Below are 14,367 nucleotides of genomic sequence, written 5' to 3' on the forward strand. Positions count from 1 at the left end.
ACCTGGCTCCAATGAATCACTCGGTTTTGCATAGAGCATTTCCGCTTTTCTTCGAATCGCGAAAAGGCTCCGTCCTCTTGTTTTCCGCAATTGCGGAGGCAAAACCGCTACGCACTTTTCCTGGAATTGTTTTAGCTATGGCCCCGCGCTAGCGCGGCGTCCGCATGAAAGAATGGCCGCTCCAGCACCATGCGGGAGCGGCCATATCACGCGATACGACTGTGACCGAAAGCCTTACTCGGCCGAAGTCAGCGTAACCGACGTACCGGTCGCAGCAAGGTTCAAGCCGAGCTGACCCGTCACGCTTACGGTTTGAAGATGGATCGAGCCGGAGGTGCCGCCAACGAGAATATTCGTGCCGACGCCGGCACCGACCGTCGCTTCAACGGTAGCGCCCTGATAGAGGCCGCTCAGAGAACCATGATGATAGCCGGCTGTCGGCGCGAAGACCAACCAGACAAGCCGGCTGCGGGTCGTAAAGCCGAGATCTACACCCATCTTCCTGATCGCACCGGTATAATGGTCGATGCGCTCGCGTCCGACCGTCGAATGGAAGGTGCAATCCACCTCCTTAGCCGAGCCGAGCACATAGCCGACACCGCCGCCGATCTCGCATTCGAGATAGCCGATTTTCACGCCGTTGCGCTGATCGGGTTCTTCTTCGCGATAGGTCGTCGGCATATCCGCCGCCCGTGCCACCGCCGCGCCTGCAACGATCAAAGATGCTGCTGAAAACGCCAGGGTCAAAATTTTTCTCATCTGTTTTCTCCTTGTCAGAGTATTATGGGTGGCAGGCACCCTCGTGGTCGAGCCGATAGAATCAACCCTTACTAAACGTACGTACGCGCAGAACGATCCCCAAAATAAGGCGGCTATCGTCATGATCCACTTCACAATATAGGGAACTGGATCCGCAGCGGCACCCCCGGACCATTTCACGTTTTGCAACCGACTGAGTCGCGCCGTATCAAATCGCCGTCCGGCCAGCGGATTTGCCTTCGCTGATCAGCCCGATTGCGGCAGCTTCTCCCTTGCCGCGAAGGCGTAGACATCCACCGGTTCGCCGAGACCCTTGAGAGGGAAGGAGCCGAGGCTTTCCATATCGCGCTGACATGCGGCCATATCGACGAATGCCTTCGACAGCAGTACCGGTCGCTTGACCTCCTTGGTCAACGATTCCAGCCGCGAGGCAATGTTGACGGCCGGCCCGATGACGGTGAAATCGAGACGGGTGCGGGAGCCGATATTGCCGTACATGACGTCGCCGACATGCACCCCGACGCCATAGCGCAGTATTTCGCGGCCATGCTTGCGGTTTTCTTCGTTGAGTGCTTCTACGGCCGCCTGCGCCTCGCTGATGGCAAGAAGAAGATTGTGACATGCATTGGGATCGCTCAATGGAAAGATCGCGAGCAATCCATCACCCATGAATTTGAGAATCTCACCGCCATGCTTCTCAATCGGCTCGACCATGGCATCGAAATAGCCGTTGAGCAGCTCGATGACGTCGTCCCGTGGCCACATATCGGAAATGGTGGTGAAATCTCTCAGGTCGCAGATGAGAATGGCCGCGCCGACCGTGGTGCCGCTGCCGCGCGTCGTCGCACCCGCAAGGATCTTCTCGCTCGCATGCGGCCCGACATAGGTGCGCAACAGCGTGCGGGCCATGATGTTCTTCAGCCGGATCTCGGTCACCATCGTCAGGGCCGGCAGCAAATCCTTCAGGAAAGTCATGTGCTGCTCGGTGAAGCCGCCGGGCGCATCCGAGGCGAAGGTGGCAATGTGCCGCTTGCCGAGCGTGTGGTAGATCGGCCAGGCAATATAGTCGGTCAGCCCTTCGTCATACATTTCCTTGTACAGCGGATAGGTCAGCTGATCCTTGCCGGAGACCTCCAGATTCTGCCGAACTTCGGCCGCGCCGTTGAAAATCTCGTTGATGGGACTTGCCAGAAACTGCGGCGTGTTCTCCACCCCATAGCTGAAGGTTGCGATATCGGCTTCCTTCATTCCGGTGCGCCAGAGGATTCGCGCGCCGAGCCATTGCGGATGCAGCGTCCGGAAATGCATGGTCGCTCTTGCCACCGGAATCCCAACCGCGCGCATCTTTTCGCAGAGTTCGACGAGAATGTTGTCGATGAAACGCTGGTCGCGGACATCGTTCATCAGCCAATCGAGAATCTTGCTTTGCTTTGTCGGCCAGTTGCCGCGATCGTCATATGGTGCTTCGGCAATTGCCTCGATGGAAGATTGCATTTCCTTATACCCCACAAATTCCGTTAGCTGCCATGGGCCTTCGACGCCATTCGATACTGAGCGTGACTATACGCGCCTCGCCAGCGGCCGGGAAACGGCAATCGCCTCTATTTCGCGATTTCGTAGATTATGTTTCAGGCTATGGCAGAAGAGGCTTGAATCGGCCATAGGCTTCATATGGTTCCGCAATTCCCGCAGTGCAATATCGAGAGGCAAAGCTATTGAGAGCATATCTGGCAGGCCCCGAAGTCTTTCTTCCCAATGCAAGGGAAATCCTCGATCGCAAGATCGCATTGGCTCGCAGCTACGGATTTATCCCCGTTTCGCCCGGTGATCTGGTAGCGCCGGAGACGGAGACACGCCGGGAGCGAGGTCTTGCCATCAGCGCGATCAACGAGACGCTGATGTCGAGCGCCGATCTCATCATCGCCAACCTGACGCCGTTTCGCGGTATCGCCGCGGATGTCGGCACAGCCTTCGAGCTCGGCTTCATGTGCGCACGCGGCTGCCCGGCATTCGCCTTTTCGAACTGCACCGAAAACCATTTCGAGCGTGTGAGCGGACTTTACAATGGCGACGTTCGTCTCGGTCCGGACGGACGCCATCGCGGTCCCGACGGAATGGCGCTGGAAAACTTCGACATGGCCGACAATCTGATGCTCGACGGCGGCGTTGCAGCACGTGACGGCATCATCATAACGCGCCAGGTCGCGGCGGATCAGCTTTTTCTGGATCTGACCGCGTTCGAGGAATGCCTTCGCGTCGCTGCCGGCAAATTGTTGAGGCAAGCCAACGGCACGGAATGCGCCGCCTCTTGACCGCTTCATTTTGCTGACTCAGCAAAAGCGGCGGAAGTTCCTTCGAACTTTACCAAGCCTCGAGAGCTTCATCGACAGAGCGCGCTCGCGCAGGCAGCTGCTCATACGCGGCAATATCCGGTTCCACGAACGCAGCCAGGCCGAGTGACGCAAGGATATCGCGCCCTTCCGGGTCCCGGTGTGCGCCGAGCAGAGCAGCACGAAGCGCAGCAGTGATTTCGGACGTTTGTTGTCGGGAGGCAACCAGCAGAGGGAAGGGCGCGGGCTTTGTCGTGGCGATGACCCGCAACGATGCGATCATGTCTGGCTCATGCATTTCCAGAAGCTGGTAGGCATAGGCATCGATCGCGCCGACATCGACGACGCCTGAGCGGATTGCCTCGATCACGCCACGCGGATTGAGGAGCGGACCGAAAGTCTCGCTCGCCGGCCGTCCGCCGGCAAGTGCCGTAAAGAATTCGCGTGGCGCATTGTAGCCCGACTGCGAGTCCCGCACCGTCCAGCCCCAGCGCGCGGTCACAAGATCGGCCCCTGCAAACGGCCTGTCGCGCGCGGCGACGACGTGACTGGCATAGACCGGCTGGCCGTTTGCCCAATCCGCCAGCGAAACAGGCGCTACAAGCGGCAGCGGACGCTCCGCTTTCGCAAGCCTGGAGAACGGAAAGCCGCACATGAAGACGGCGCCCATATCCGGGCGCGCCCATAGCTCGGAAAGCGGCGCCGGTGCGGCGTGGGCGATGACCTCGAGCCTGACATCAGATCGATCCGCCAGCCAATGAAAGAGGCGGTCCCAAAGCTCCGATATTTTCGGGCTCAGATTGTACATTCGCGAGCAGGCAATGACGGGGGCAGGGGTGAGAGACATCGTCATGCTCGTCACGCAAATCGAAGGCGTTGGCCGAGATTCATGCGCTTTGCTTTTTCGACCATCGCCGCGCCAAGCGCGACATCGGTCGTGCTGAGCCCGCGATGCCAGAAAAGAATGGTCTCGTCATCGCTTTCGCGGCCCGGCTTGGCGCCGCAAACGATCTGGCCGATCTCCGCATGCAGCGTGTCGGCTGTCACTTTGCCCTCGTCGACATGACGGCGCAGCGCGCCGAAGGGGCGACCAGGGCCGCATTGGCCCCAGTCATCGACCACGACCTTGTCCATGATATCGGTCAGGTCGAATTCGAGCGCGCTCATCGTGCCATAAGGCACGACGAAAGCGCCTTTCTTGACCCAAGCAGTCTTGAAGAGCGGCGTCGGCTCCGGCAGGCGGCTCGCCTCGATCATGATATCGGCGCCTTTCAGACAATCCTCCCAATTGTCCGTCACGATGATCTTCTTACCGAGATCCTTTTCCAGCCGTGCGGCGAAGGCATCGCGGCTTTCCGGACGGCGCGAATGCACGCGGATCTCGTCGAAATCGAAGATGTGATCGAGCAGCCGCACGTTCCAATAAGAGGTGCCCCGCGCGCCGATATGGCCGAGAATCCTGCTGTCCTTGCGGGCAAGATGGCGCGCGCCAATGGCGGTGACGGCGCCCGTGCGCATGTCGGTGATCGCGGTCGCATCGATGATGGCTCGCGGCATGCCGGTGTGCGGATCGAACAGATTGAGGACCGCCATTTCCGAGGGCAGGCCCTGCTTGTAATTGTCGACGAAATCGCCGACCACCTTGACGCCGGCATAGCCGAGCGGCTTCACATAACCGCGCAGCACGTTGAAATGCCCCTTGTCGGAACTCTCGGGCACGAGATGAACGCGAGGCTCGATGACGGTCTCGCCGCGCCCTTGCGCATTGAGCGCACTGGTCACGGCGTCAAGAATTTCATCGTTGGAAAGCGCCAGCGCCTTGGCGTCGATGGCATTGAGATAGTCGATCCAGATTTCCTGCATTACCGTTCTCCAGGCCTTGCACCGGCCATGCCGGTCTAACGAATGATCCAAGCCGCATGGGCGACCTGCGAAAAGCAAGGCAACGGGCATGGACCGCCTTGCCGCCATATCGATCAGGAAGCTGTTTCCATCACATCGGCGCTCTTAATGAACTCCGACAACTTCTGAAAATCCGGCCCCTGCGCACGATCCTCCTCCAGCGGAGGAACCAGTTCGCGCACCTTGCGATAGGCGCGCAACGTCCCGCCGCCAAGCTCGCTCACGATGCCGCGCAGATCAACGCCCTGGGCGGATGCGACAAGCTCGATGGCCACGAGATAGCGCAGCCGTTCGATCATGGCTTCTATCTTCGTCAGGACACTCGGCGCCATCGATGCCTGATCCTCGACACCGTCTGCAACCGGGATCGGCGTGAGCGACACCGGAATAGCCAGATGGCGTATCTCGGCTTCGAGCGCCGAGACCGTTTTCTGCACGGTGGCAAAACCCGTTCTGCTCTGCCCAAGCGGCGTCAGGAACCGCGGCAGTTCCGACATGCCTGGTGACATGATCTTCATGGTTCGATAGGCGGCCCCTGCCGCACAATGGGCGATGGCCTGGCCGAGCCGCTCCCAGGCCAGAACGAAGGCTGTCATGTCGAAATTGCCATGCGACAGGATAAGCCCTTCGTCGGCCAGCACGACAGGATTGTCGCCGGAGCTTGCGAGTTCGATCTCGGTCGCGGCGCGCGCATCGCCGATCGCATGGAGGAGGGCGCCCCATACCTGGGGAGCACAGCGATAGCTCAAAGGATCCTGCAGACGCCGCGCCGCACCTTCGATCAAAAGAGAACTTCCGGAAAGCAGCTCCCGCAGTCTCGCCGCCGTCTCGCGCTGGCCGAAGGCCGGCCTGGCCGCCAGTGCCCGGTCGTCGAAGGCAGAGACGTTCGCCCGGAAAGCCTCGAAGTTCAGGGCAACAGCCGCAAGCGACCAATCAAACAGCCGCTCGATATCCTCGATGCAGAGGCAGGCCTTGCCGACCGACAGGCTGTTGGCGACGACAAGGACATGGCCGTCCTTCGGCGCGATCGGCAGAGGTTTCAGGCCAGCCTTCAACAGAGCGTCCAATGCCGGCACGATCGTGCCATCCACTTCTGCCTCGCCATCGCCCAACAAGGCTCGTGCCATATGCGCCAGAGGCGCAAGATCGGCAGCACCGATCGAACCGAGCGATGGCACGACCGGATGAAAGCCCGCATTGAGCGCCTCAACGAGGCCGGCGAAAACCGGAAGCGACACGCCGGAGCCGCCAGCCGCCATGCCGGCAATGCGAGCGGCCATCATCGCCCTCACGGCTTCGCGCGGAAGCGCCGACCCAACTCCTACGGCACGAGCCTGCGGCACGCGCAATTGGAAGGCGATGAGGTCATCCGTGGCGAGGCGAGTATCAACGCCCGCGCCTAACGCTGTCGTCAAACCATAAACAGGCCGGTCGGCCGCCAGGTAGCGTTCAACGATAGCGCGGGCGGCGGCGATCTTGTCTTCGACGTCCTGAGAAATCGCGATCCTGGCGTTGCGTCGCGCGATTGCAGCAATATCGCTCACCGTCGGGGGTGCTCCGGTGAAGGATACGATATTGTCCGTCTTGCTCATTCCTGCCTGCCTCCAAGACGTGCGCTCGGTTTCCCGCAATCTTCGCCAGAACGCTCTTCCAGTCTATATTGGTCATCGAATTAGATAGACATCACGCATAGCACGGCGCATGACCAGCAACAGCCATATGGATTGACGAACACCGCTATCTCATTGCGAGGCAATATTGGGCGCGCGGAAAAGCTCAAGCAGCGCCGAGCGATCAAGCCAAAGGTCCCCTACGCAAGCAAGGTGATAGCGATGACACATCATCGCTATCACCTTGTTTTGAACGAAGCTTGGTTCGGTGACGAGTTAGCCGCCGATCATGAGCCGGACGACTTCCTCGTGATTGGTGTCGGCGATGTTGCGTTCGCCGGCCACGATCCCGCGCCGCAAGACGACGATGCGGTCGGAAACCGCGAAAATATCCTGCAGATTATGCGAGATGAAGATGACGCCGCGCCCCTGCGCCTTCAGCGATTTGATCAGGGCCACGACCTTGCGCTGTTCGGGCACACCGAGTGCGGCCGTCGGTTCGTCCATGACCAGAATGCGGGCATTCCAGTAAACCGCACGTCCGATCGCGACCGCCTGACGCTGACCGCCGGAGAAGTTGCTGACCGGCGCATCGAGCCGCTTCACATGGAAATCGAGCTCCGCCATGGTCTTGCGCGCCGCTTCTGCCATGGCCTTCCGATCGAGAACCGGTAGGAAACCAAAAAGCTTCTTCATCGGTTCGCGCCCAAGGAAGATGTTGGAGCCGATCGTCAGATTGTCGGCAAGCGCCAGATCCTGGTAGATCGTCTCGATGCCTTTCTCGCGCGCATCCTGCGGCGATGAGAAGGTGACCGGCTTGCCTTCGATCAGGATCTCGCCCGCAGTCGGCGGGTAGACGCCGGAGATCGCCTTGATCATCGTCGTCTTGCCCGCACCATTATCGCCGGCAAGTGCCACGACTTCGCCGGGCCGAACGACCATGGAGCAATTGTCGAGGGCACGCACCGCGCCGAAATAGCGCGAGAGATTGCGGACCTCGAGGAGGGGAGTTGCACTATTCATCCTGTTTCGCTCCGCTGAACCGGCGCTGTGCCTGGTCGATGAGCACCGAAATGATGATGACGATGCCGACGGCAATGAACTGCCAGAACGGCTCCACGTTCATGAAGACGAGGCCATACTGGATGACGGCGATGACGAGAGCACCGGCAATGGTGCCGATGATCGTGCCGGACCCGCCGAACAGGCTCGCGCCACCGATGACGACGGCGGCCACGCTATCGAGCAGCAGGGGTTCGCCGGCCTGGGCAGCGCCTGCGGTGAAACGAGCTGCATAAAGCGCACCACCCAGGCCTGCGCAGACAGCAGAGAGGATATAGAGCCGCAGCAGATGGGACTTGATGTCGATGCCGGCGCGGCGCGCGGCCTGCGCATTGGCGCCGATGGCATAATTATGCTGGCCGAAGCGGGTCTGGCTCAGCAAGTAATGCATGATCACCACGAAGACCAGCGTGACGATGACGAGATAGGGCACGCCGTAGAGCCGCCCGTTGCCGAGCTCGGCGAAATAGGAATTCTTGACCGGCACGGTGGTGCCGCCGGCAATCAGGAAGGCCGTGCCCCGGGCCACGCCGAACATGCCAAGCGTGCCGATAAACGGCGGAACTTTGAGACGGGAAATCAGCAGACCGTTGATGAAGCCGGGGACCGCGGCGGCGAGCATGGCAACGAGAATACCGAATACCATCGCTATCGGCAGAGGCATGTAGAGCCCGGCGATATTGGCGATATGCGCCGCAACGACGGCAGCAAGCCCCATGATGAAGCCGGTCGACAGATCGATGCCGCCGGAAATGATAACGAAGGTCTGTCCGATCGCCAGCAGCAGCGGCGCTACGGCGAAGATCGCGACGGACTGCCAGTTGAAGCTCGAGCCGATGAACGTGCCGCCGAAATCGATCCGTGCCCAGATTTCGAAAGTCACGATAAGTCCGGCAAGAAACAGCCACGCGCGCAATTGCGCGATGCGATTTAGGATGGTTTTTGCCTGGTCGCCGTGGTCCGCCTGCGGCGCCACGTGGTGATCCGCCTTGCGGACCTCTGCATTGTCGATTGTCATTGACTGTCCAAACTGAAGCGTTGAAGGCGCGAAGATCACGGCGCCGTTCGCTCTATCATCGTTGGATGATGTGCCTCGCCCTGTGGCGAGGCACAGACTAGCTCCGGATCAATCGGAGTAGATGAACTTCGCGACGTTCTTGTCGGTGACGTTCGATTTGTCGATGACCGTGAAGCCGGTGCCGATCGCCGTCGGGATCGAATTGCCGGTCAGGTGGGCGTAGGCTGCCATCACGCCGAAATAGCCGATTTCAGCCGGATGCTGTGCAATCGCCAGATCGACAAGGCCGGAGTTGATGTTGTCGACGATCGACGTCGGCGCATCGAAGGCGACCACACGGATCTTGCCCGTCTGACCGGCCTGCTGCACGCCGTTTGCGGCACCGAGGGCGGAGAATAGATTGGCCCCGAAGACACCATCGAGATCGGAGTTGCGGGCAAAGACCGCCTGCAACTGCGATGCCGCCTTGTTGGCGTCGTCGTCGTTATACTGCGTCTCCAGAACGGTGATGTTCGGATATTTCTTCATTTCCTCCTTGAAGCCCTGCTCGCGCTGATCCGTAGTCGAGATGCCGGGCTTCACGTTGGAAACGTAGACCTTGCCCTTTTCGCCGACGGCTTTCGCCAGCGCGCGTGCGGCAATCGCACCGCCGAGCAGGTTGTCGGAAGCGATGTAGGACAGCGGAAAATCGGCATCGCCCTTGCCGGTCTGGTAGACGCCGGTGCCGATGAAGGTATCGACGGTGATGACCGGGATACCGGCATCCGCCGCCTTCTTGAGCGGCTGGATCAGCTGATCCTTGTCGGTCGGGGCGATGAGGATCGCGTCTGGCTTCTTGGCGATCACCGCGTCAAGAACCGGAACCTGCGTCACCGGATTGAAATCGGGGCCACCTTGAAACACAAGCGTCGCGCCGATGGCCTTGGCCGCGGCCTCGGCGCCCTTGCGCATGGTGATGTAAAAAGCATCCGTCGTCAGCCCCGGAATAAGGGCAATCGTAAATTTCTTGTCTGCAGCCCTGGCGGTGCCGGCAACAGCTGCAACACCCGTCGCGAGCGATGCCACGGCCGAGGCCTTCAGAAATGAGCGGCGCTCCATAATTTTCCTCCTCTTGAAGCCGAACCTCCCCTGTTCGGCACAGCGATAATCAGTGGGTTACCGCGACGCGTCAAGTAATTTTTTTCTGCAAGGAATTTCTTTTATCCAATTGATATAATTAAGTAATTCAATAGTGGCCGCAATATCATCATCCGCCGGGAGACATAGCGTCGCACGGCGTTCATCATTATTCCGCAGCCGAGCCGTCCATCCGGGCGGCGACCGATATCATTCGCGGTCGAACACGCGCCGAACCCAGGCTAGGATCGCGTCCATGTCCGGCTCTTTGGTCTGGTCGATCGTCATCACGGCACCGCAGCCCATCGGCTCGGCACGATCGGCAAGTACCATCAGCTCGGGCACATATTCGGCACCCGGATGGCCCGGCAACCGATCGTGCAGCCGACTGGCATAACGCTCGCCCGCAACCAATCCCGGCACCTTGCACCAAAGCTCGGCGACATCCCCGACTTTCGCAGCACCGATATAGTTTTCGAGCTGCGTTTTCGGCTGAAAACCGAACCAGGCATCGATGATGAAGGTCGAACCGGCCGGCGCCTCGGCGACGACGGACCAGATCGCTTGATAGCTCGCCTTTCCCAAAGTCCGGTTAAAGTCGCGATCGACCGGTCCGATATGCTGCAGGAACGGATTCTTGATGCCGTCGAGGGACAGGACCGGCCAACCGGTTCGATCGGACAAAGCCTTGGCAAGGCGGCTTTTACCGGAGGCCGGCACGCCGTTGACCAGGACGACCCGCTTTCCTCGTGACGACGGATCGGCAGTAAAAATCGACAGGCCAGCGCCGATGACGCCGGCATCGTCGGCAAGTTTCGCCGGCAATATTGGCGGGCAGAACCAGGGCGCTGTCGCCGGCAGGTCTGCAAGCGCACGCGCAGCGTCGCAGCCGAGCCCGCCACCAAGCAGGATGATTTCGGGATCCATCGTCGCCGCGATGTTGTCGAGCGCCGCCCGCAGAGGATTGGCCCATTGGCGCAAGACGCGCACCGCCGCGCCATTCCCCTCGGCTGCCATGCTGAAAATTTCCCCGATCGTCGCGACAGACAATCCTGCTTCGGCGATATGACGGCGCAATGCCGTTCCGGAACTGAAGGTCTCGACGCAGCCGCGCCTGCCGCAGGGGCAGGGTGGGCCATCCTGAGATACGCAGATGTGACCGAGCTGCCCGGCGGCCCTATGCCCGTGATAAATGCGCCCGGCATGGGCGACAGCGCCGCCGATGCCCGTTCCGATTGTCAACATCGCAACATTTTGAAAGCCCTTGGCGCCGCCGATCCGCATTTCGGCGATCAGCGCCATGCTGCAATCATTCTCGATGACGACGGGCTTTCCAAGTCCCGCCTCGAGCCGCGGCACGAAGTCGAGGCCGGCAAGATTGAGAATACCACCCGACAGGATTTCACGGCTGGCGATATCGACCCGTCCGGGTATGCCGACGCCGACCCCCAGGACTTCGGGAACATCGAGCGCACGCGCCATCGCGATGACGCGCTCCAATGCCAGCGTCGGATCGGTCGGGGTTCGTTCCGACAGCTTGCCAAGAATTTCGCCCTGGGCAGAGACGAGGGCAGCACGAATATTCGTGCCGCCAATATCGACGCCGATGGCAATATCAACCATTGGCGCGTTGCCTCTGGTCAGAATCGTCCGATCCAACCCGTTTGAAGTGTGTCGCGATGACGGCCTGGATTTCACGAAGCCTCGGCACCGCGATCGTCTCCAGTCGATCCTTCGTTACCGTGCGGTCGAGCGAGATGCAGTCCTTCCAAAGCGACCGGCCGGCGATGACGCCGGAAGCGCCGTTGCGCATGGCATCCTCAACCTGGGTGAGGAAGGTTGCGTGGTCGACACCGGCCGACAGCACCGCCCACGGCACGTCGCCCGCAAGACGCGTGACCTCGGCACAAGCTTCCGATGATCCAGGATAGGGGATCTTCAAGACTTTCGCGCCGAGATCGAGGCAAATCTTGCTGCCGCCGACGATCAGAGACGGCAGCTTCGCTCTATAATCGGCCTCGTCTTCGTCATCGAATTTGTACGTCAGGAATTCGACGACAAGCAGAAGATCTTCATGAGCGAAGTCTTCGATGCACTGCTTCAGAATCCGGATGTTATGGACATTCGCCGCTTCCCGATCCGAACGCAGGTAGACCATGATCTTACCGCCGGTTGCCCCCAACTGGCGCACGCGGCGCGCCGAAATGCCGGGGACCAATTTCGACAGACGATAGCCTTCCGGCGAGGTATCCCAACCGGAAGCGTCGAGCCCGATCAGCAGCGCGGTATCGCGCTGGAGGACGCGTTCGTCGACCAGCGCCGGCACGGCGCAGATCGGATCGACCAACACGCAGGACGCCTTGCTTGCCAGGAAGCGGGCTATATCGGCCTTGGTGTTCCCCAGCACCTGGTCGGAGATGGCCGCCTGTTCCGCCGGATCCTTGGCCAGGAGACTGCGCATGCCGCCGCGCTGGTCGCAGGCAATCACCATCATGGCACCATCGCTGCCGCAAATCTGCTGGTAGCCGCGCATCTCCGCTGTCGTCAATTTCGTCATATGATCCTTCCTCCAGCCGCTGAAAAAACGGCACCCGTCCGAGCACGCCTTCACCACTCCCCGAGAGAGGCATGCTCTTGAAATTGAGGGCTCCCATGCGCGGTATAAACGTTGCGAAACCGGCTGTTTTGAGCGATAACTCCCTCAAGTGCCGCATGTGTAACACATTGCAGAAAGGAATTTCAACCTGAATTCATCTCAATCGCAGGAGGCTGCGGCAAATCGCGCTTTGCTGCATACGGTCGCCAAACTGCACTACCAGTCCGACATGTCGCAGGTGGATATCGCCAGGAAGCTCGGCCTATCAACGGCGACGGTTTCCCGATTGCTGCAGCGGGCTCGGGCGGTCGGGATCGTCCGGATCGAAGTGATCGATCTCTCGCCCGCCGAGGATCTGAGCGCTGCGCTGATCGAGGGCCTGAAGCTGCGCGCGGCCGCGGTAATCGATACGCCGTCGTCAAACGTATTGAGCGCGCTTTCCGCACCGGTCGGCTCGCTTCTGCAGCAGGCGGGTCTGCGCTCCGGCTCGACGCTCGGCATCGGTTGGGGAAGGGCGGTACGCGAGGTGACATTGGCGGGCCTGCCGCAATTGCCCGGTATCGTCACGGTCGCGCTGAATGGCGGCATGCAGCAGGCAGCCCCGCACTTTCAGATCAACGAATTCGTCCGCCAGGCGGCAGCCCAGATGGGAGGCGTGCCGCATTTCCTGCATGCGCCCTACATTTCCTCGGCCGAACTCCGGGACGCAATTCTGGGCGACCCTACCGTGCAGCAGGTGACCTCCCTTTGGGACAGGCTGGATGCGGCAATTGTCGGTGTGGGACTGACACATGCGGCAAACCCTTCCGAAACGGCGTTGCCGGGAGAAAAGGCCTTGAGCCACGCGGCCGGAGACGTGCTGCGCCACTATGTTACCGAGACCGGCGAAATCCTGCATTGGGATGGAGAGGAGGGCATGATCGCAGCCTCGCCCGAACAATTGCGCAAGGTGCCGCTCTGTATTGCGGTCGCGGCGACCCCCGGCAAGGCAAGCGGCATCATCGGCGCGGCACGGTCGGGAATGATCAATGCGCTGGTGACGGACGCCAATACCGCGCAGGCCATTCTTGATTGTCTGTCATCCAATCAGAAAGCCGAGGATCGATCCTGATGTCTTTCGACGGCCGCTCCTTTGGCGCCTTCCTGTTCGACATGGACGGAACCGTCCTGAATTCGATTGCGGTCGCCGAACGGGTCTGGACCGCATGGGCGGAAAAACGCGGCATCGACGCCGTCAGTCTTCTGGCGACCGTTCACGGCCGCAAGGCGATCGAGACGATCACCCGGCTCAACCTGTCGGGGATCGACCCTGCCGAAGAAGTGAGGGTACTCACACAAGCCGAAATCGATGATGTCGCCGGCGTGGAGCCGATCGCGGGCGCCATCGCCTTTCTGAAAAACCTGCCATCGGATCGCTGGGCGATCGTCACTTCCGCGCCGCGGGAGTTGGCTAGAGTTCGCCTTGAGGCGGCCGGTATTCCCCGCCCACCGGTTCTGATTGCCGGGGAGGATGTGCACAATGGCAAGCCGGCGCCGGATTGCTTCATTCTGGCTGCAAGGATATTGGGGCAACCCATTGAAGATTGTCTTGTTTTTGAGGATGCACCTGCCGGCATAGAGGCAGCGGAGGCCTCAGGCGCTTCCGTGCTCGTCATCAGCGCCACCCATCGGGCGCCATTGCTCACGCGGCATCCGAGCATCGAAAGCTACGACCGCCTCGCTCTGGATATCGGCTCGGGCGGCGCTCTGCATCTGACGGGAAAGCTCACCTGAGTTCGACAGCGATCTGTTTCAGGCAGGCCCTGAGTTGCCGGCACAGCCTCTCATCGGAAATGCTATTTGCAAGCCGCATGATCCCCTTCCTCGGGCGGATTATGCCAGGCGAACATCACATCACTCCACGCAGCTCGACGTAAGCCCTTTTTCCCGAGGGTAGGTCGCCTTATCTCCATGCCAGAGGCAATAGGATCCAGG

General features: G+C 60.5%; 13 protein-coding genes. 3 read left to right on the top strand and 10 right to left on the bottom strand.

What is annotated here, in order from left to right; genetic code table 11:
- Nucleotides 1-234: 234 nt before the first annotated feature.
- Together FHT84_RS03220 and FHT84_RS03225 are read right to left on the bottom strand one after the other, a co-directional pair.
- Nucleotides 235-759 (bottom strand): DUF992 domain-containing protein, encoded by a 525-nt coding sequence (locus FHT84_RS03220; RefSeq protein WP_112345039.1) that lies wholly within the window; start codon nt 757-759, stop codon nt 235-237.
- Between the two features lie 246 nt (nt 760-1,005).
- Nucleotides 1,006-2,253, bottom strand: coding sequence for an adenylate/guanylate cyclase domain-containing protein (locus tag FHT84_RS03225; protein WP_112345040.1), 1,248 nt, complete (start codon nt 2,251-2,253; stop codon nt 1,006-1,008).
- A gap of 221 nt (nt 2,254-2,474) precedes the next feature.
- Here FHT84_RS03225 and FHT84_RS03230 point away from each other — a divergent pair, with 221 nt between their 5' ends.
- Nucleotides 2,475-3,071, top strand: a complete 597-nt coding sequence (locus tag FHT84_RS03230; RefSeq protein ID WP_112345041.1) for a nucleoside 2-deoxyribosyltransferase — start codon at nt 2,475-2,477, stop codon at nt 3,069-3,071.
- A gap of 49 nt (nt 3,072-3,120) precedes the next feature.
- Here FHT84_RS03230 and FHT84_RS03235 read toward each other — a convergent pair whose 3' ends face one another.
- From FHT84_RS03235 to FHT84_RS03270, 8 genes are all read right to left on the bottom strand, one after another.
- Nucleotides 3,121-3,936: a PhnD/SsuA/transferrin family substrate-binding protein gene (locus tag FHT84_RS03235; RefSeq protein WP_245430477.1), complete on the bottom strand. Its 816-nt coding sequence runs from the start codon at nt 3,934-3,936 to the stop codon at nt 3,121-3,123.
- Between the two features lie 11 nt (nt 3,937-3,947).
- Nucleotides 3,948-4,952, bottom strand: coding sequence for an ornithine cyclodeaminase family protein (locus FHT84_RS03240; protein WP_112345043.1), 1,005 nt, complete (start codon nt 4,950-4,952; stop codon nt 3,948-3,950).
- Nucleotides 4,953-5,065: 113 nt separating this feature from the next.
- A complete protein-coding gene (gene hutH / locus FHT84_RS03245; protein WP_112345044.1) occupies nt 5,066-6,583 on the bottom strand; it encodes a histidine ammonia-lyase in 1,518 nt (505 codons plus the stop codon).
- A 294-nt stretch (nt 6,584-6,877) separates the two neighbouring features.
- A complete protein-coding gene (locus tag FHT84_RS03250; protein ID WP_015343065.1) occupies nt 6,878-7,624 on the bottom strand; it encodes an ATP-binding cassette domain-containing protein in 747 nt (248 codons plus the stop codon).
- On the bottom strand, nt 7,617-8,681 hold the full coding sequence (locus FHT84_RS03255) for a ribose ABC transporter (protein ID WP_112345045.1): 1,065 nt from the start codon (nt 8,679-8,681) through the stop codon (nt 7,617-7,619). Before FHT84_RS03255 ends, FHT84_RS03250 begins: the two co-directional genes overlap by 8 nt.
- A 108-nt stretch (nt 8,682-8,789) precedes the next feature.
- On the bottom strand, nt 8,790-9,779 hold the full coding sequence (locus FHT84_RS03260) for an ABC transporter substrate-binding protein (protein WP_112345046.1): 990 nt from the start codon (nt 9,777-9,779) through the stop codon (nt 8,790-8,792).
- Nucleotides 9,780-10,007: 228 nt separating this feature from the next.
- Complete coding sequence (locus tag FHT84_RS03265; protein ID WP_183760843.1) at nt 10,008-11,420, bottom strand: ROK family protein; 1,413 nt, start codon at nt 11,418-11,420, stop codon at nt 10,008-10,010.
- Nucleotides 11,413-12,354, bottom strand: coding sequence for a tagatose-bisphosphate aldolase (locus tag FHT84_RS03270; protein ID WP_112345048.1), 942 nt, complete (start codon nt 12,352-12,354; stop codon nt 11,413-11,415). The genes FHT84_RS03265 and FHT84_RS03270 overlap by 8 nt, the downstream gene beginning before the upstream one ends.
- Before the next feature lie 229 nt (nt 12,355-12,583).
- On the opposite strand from FHT84_RS03270, the gene FHT84_RS03275 reads away from it, so the two are divergent.
- Together FHT84_RS03275 and FHT84_RS03280 are read left to right on the top strand one after the other, a co-directional pair.
- Nucleotides 12,584-13,504 carry a sugar-binding domain-containing protein gene (locus tag FHT84_RS03275; RefSeq protein ID WP_113250250.1) on the top strand — a complete coding sequence of 307 codons (921 nt, stop codon included), beginning with the start codon at nt 12,584-12,586 and terminating at the stop codon, nt 13,502-13,504.
- The gene (locus tag FHT84_RS03280) at nt 13,504-14,166 is read left to right on the top strand and encodes an HAD-IA family hydrolase (RefSeq protein WP_112345050.1); all 663 of its coding nucleotides are present in this window, start codon (nt 13,504-13,506) and stop codon (nt 14,164-14,166) included. Before FHT84_RS03275 ends, FHT84_RS03280 begins: the two co-directional genes overlap by 1 nt.
- The last annotated feature ends 201 nt before the right edge of the window (nt 14,167-14,367 follow it).

The organism is Rhizobium sp. BK289 (genome assembly GCF_014193575.1).
Classification (GTDB): domain Bacteria; phylum Pseudomonadota; class Alphaproteobacteria; order Rhizobiales; family Rhizobiaceae; genus Rhizobium; species Rhizobium tropici_C.

Excerpts from the sequence above, each read along its gene's own strand:
- FHT84_RS03220 (WP_112345039.1), bottom strand. The coding sequence starts at position 759 with ATGAGAAAAATTTTGACCCTGGCGTTTTCAGCAGCATCTTTGATCGTT.
- FHT84_RS03225 (WP_112345040.1), bottom strand. The coding sequence starts at position 2,253 with ATGCAATCTTCCATCGAGGCAATTGCCGAAGCACCATATGACGATCGC.
- FHT84_RS03235 (WP_245430477.1), bottom strand. The coding sequence starts at position 3,936 with ATGTCTCTCACCCCTGCCCCCGTCATTGCCTGCTCGCGAATGTACAAT.
- FHT84_RS03240 (WP_112345043.1), bottom strand. The coding sequence starts at position 4,952 with ATGCAGGAAATCTGGATCGACTATCTCAATGCCATCGACGCCAAGGCG.
- hutH (WP_112345044.1), bottom strand. The coding sequence starts at position 6,583 with ATGAGCAAGACGGACAATATCGTATCCTTCACCGGAGCACCCCCGACG.
- FHT84_RS03250 (WP_015343065.1), bottom strand. The coding sequence starts at position 7,624 with ATGAATAGTGCAACTCCCCTCCTCGAGGTCCGCAATCTCTCGCGCTAT.
- FHT84_RS03255 (WP_112345045.1), bottom strand. The coding sequence starts at position 8,681 with ATGACAATCGACAATGCAGAGGTCCGCAAGGCGGATCACCACGTGGCG.
- FHT84_RS03260 (WP_112345046.1), bottom strand. The coding sequence starts at position 9,779 with ATGGAGCGCCGCTCATTTCTGAAGGCCTCGGCCGTGGCATCGCTCGCG.
- FHT84_RS03265 (WP_183760843.1), bottom strand. The coding sequence starts at position 11,420 with ATGGTTGATATTGCCATCGGCGTCGATATTGGCGGCACGAATATTCGT.
- FHT84_RS03270 (WP_112345048.1), bottom strand. The coding sequence starts at position 12,354 with ATGACGAAATTGACGACAGCGGAGATGCGCGGCTACCAGCAGATTTGC.
- FHT84_RS03280 (WP_112345050.1), top strand. The coding sequence starts at position 13,504 with ATGTCTTTCGACGGCCGCTCCTTTGGCGCCTTCCTGTTCGACATGGAC.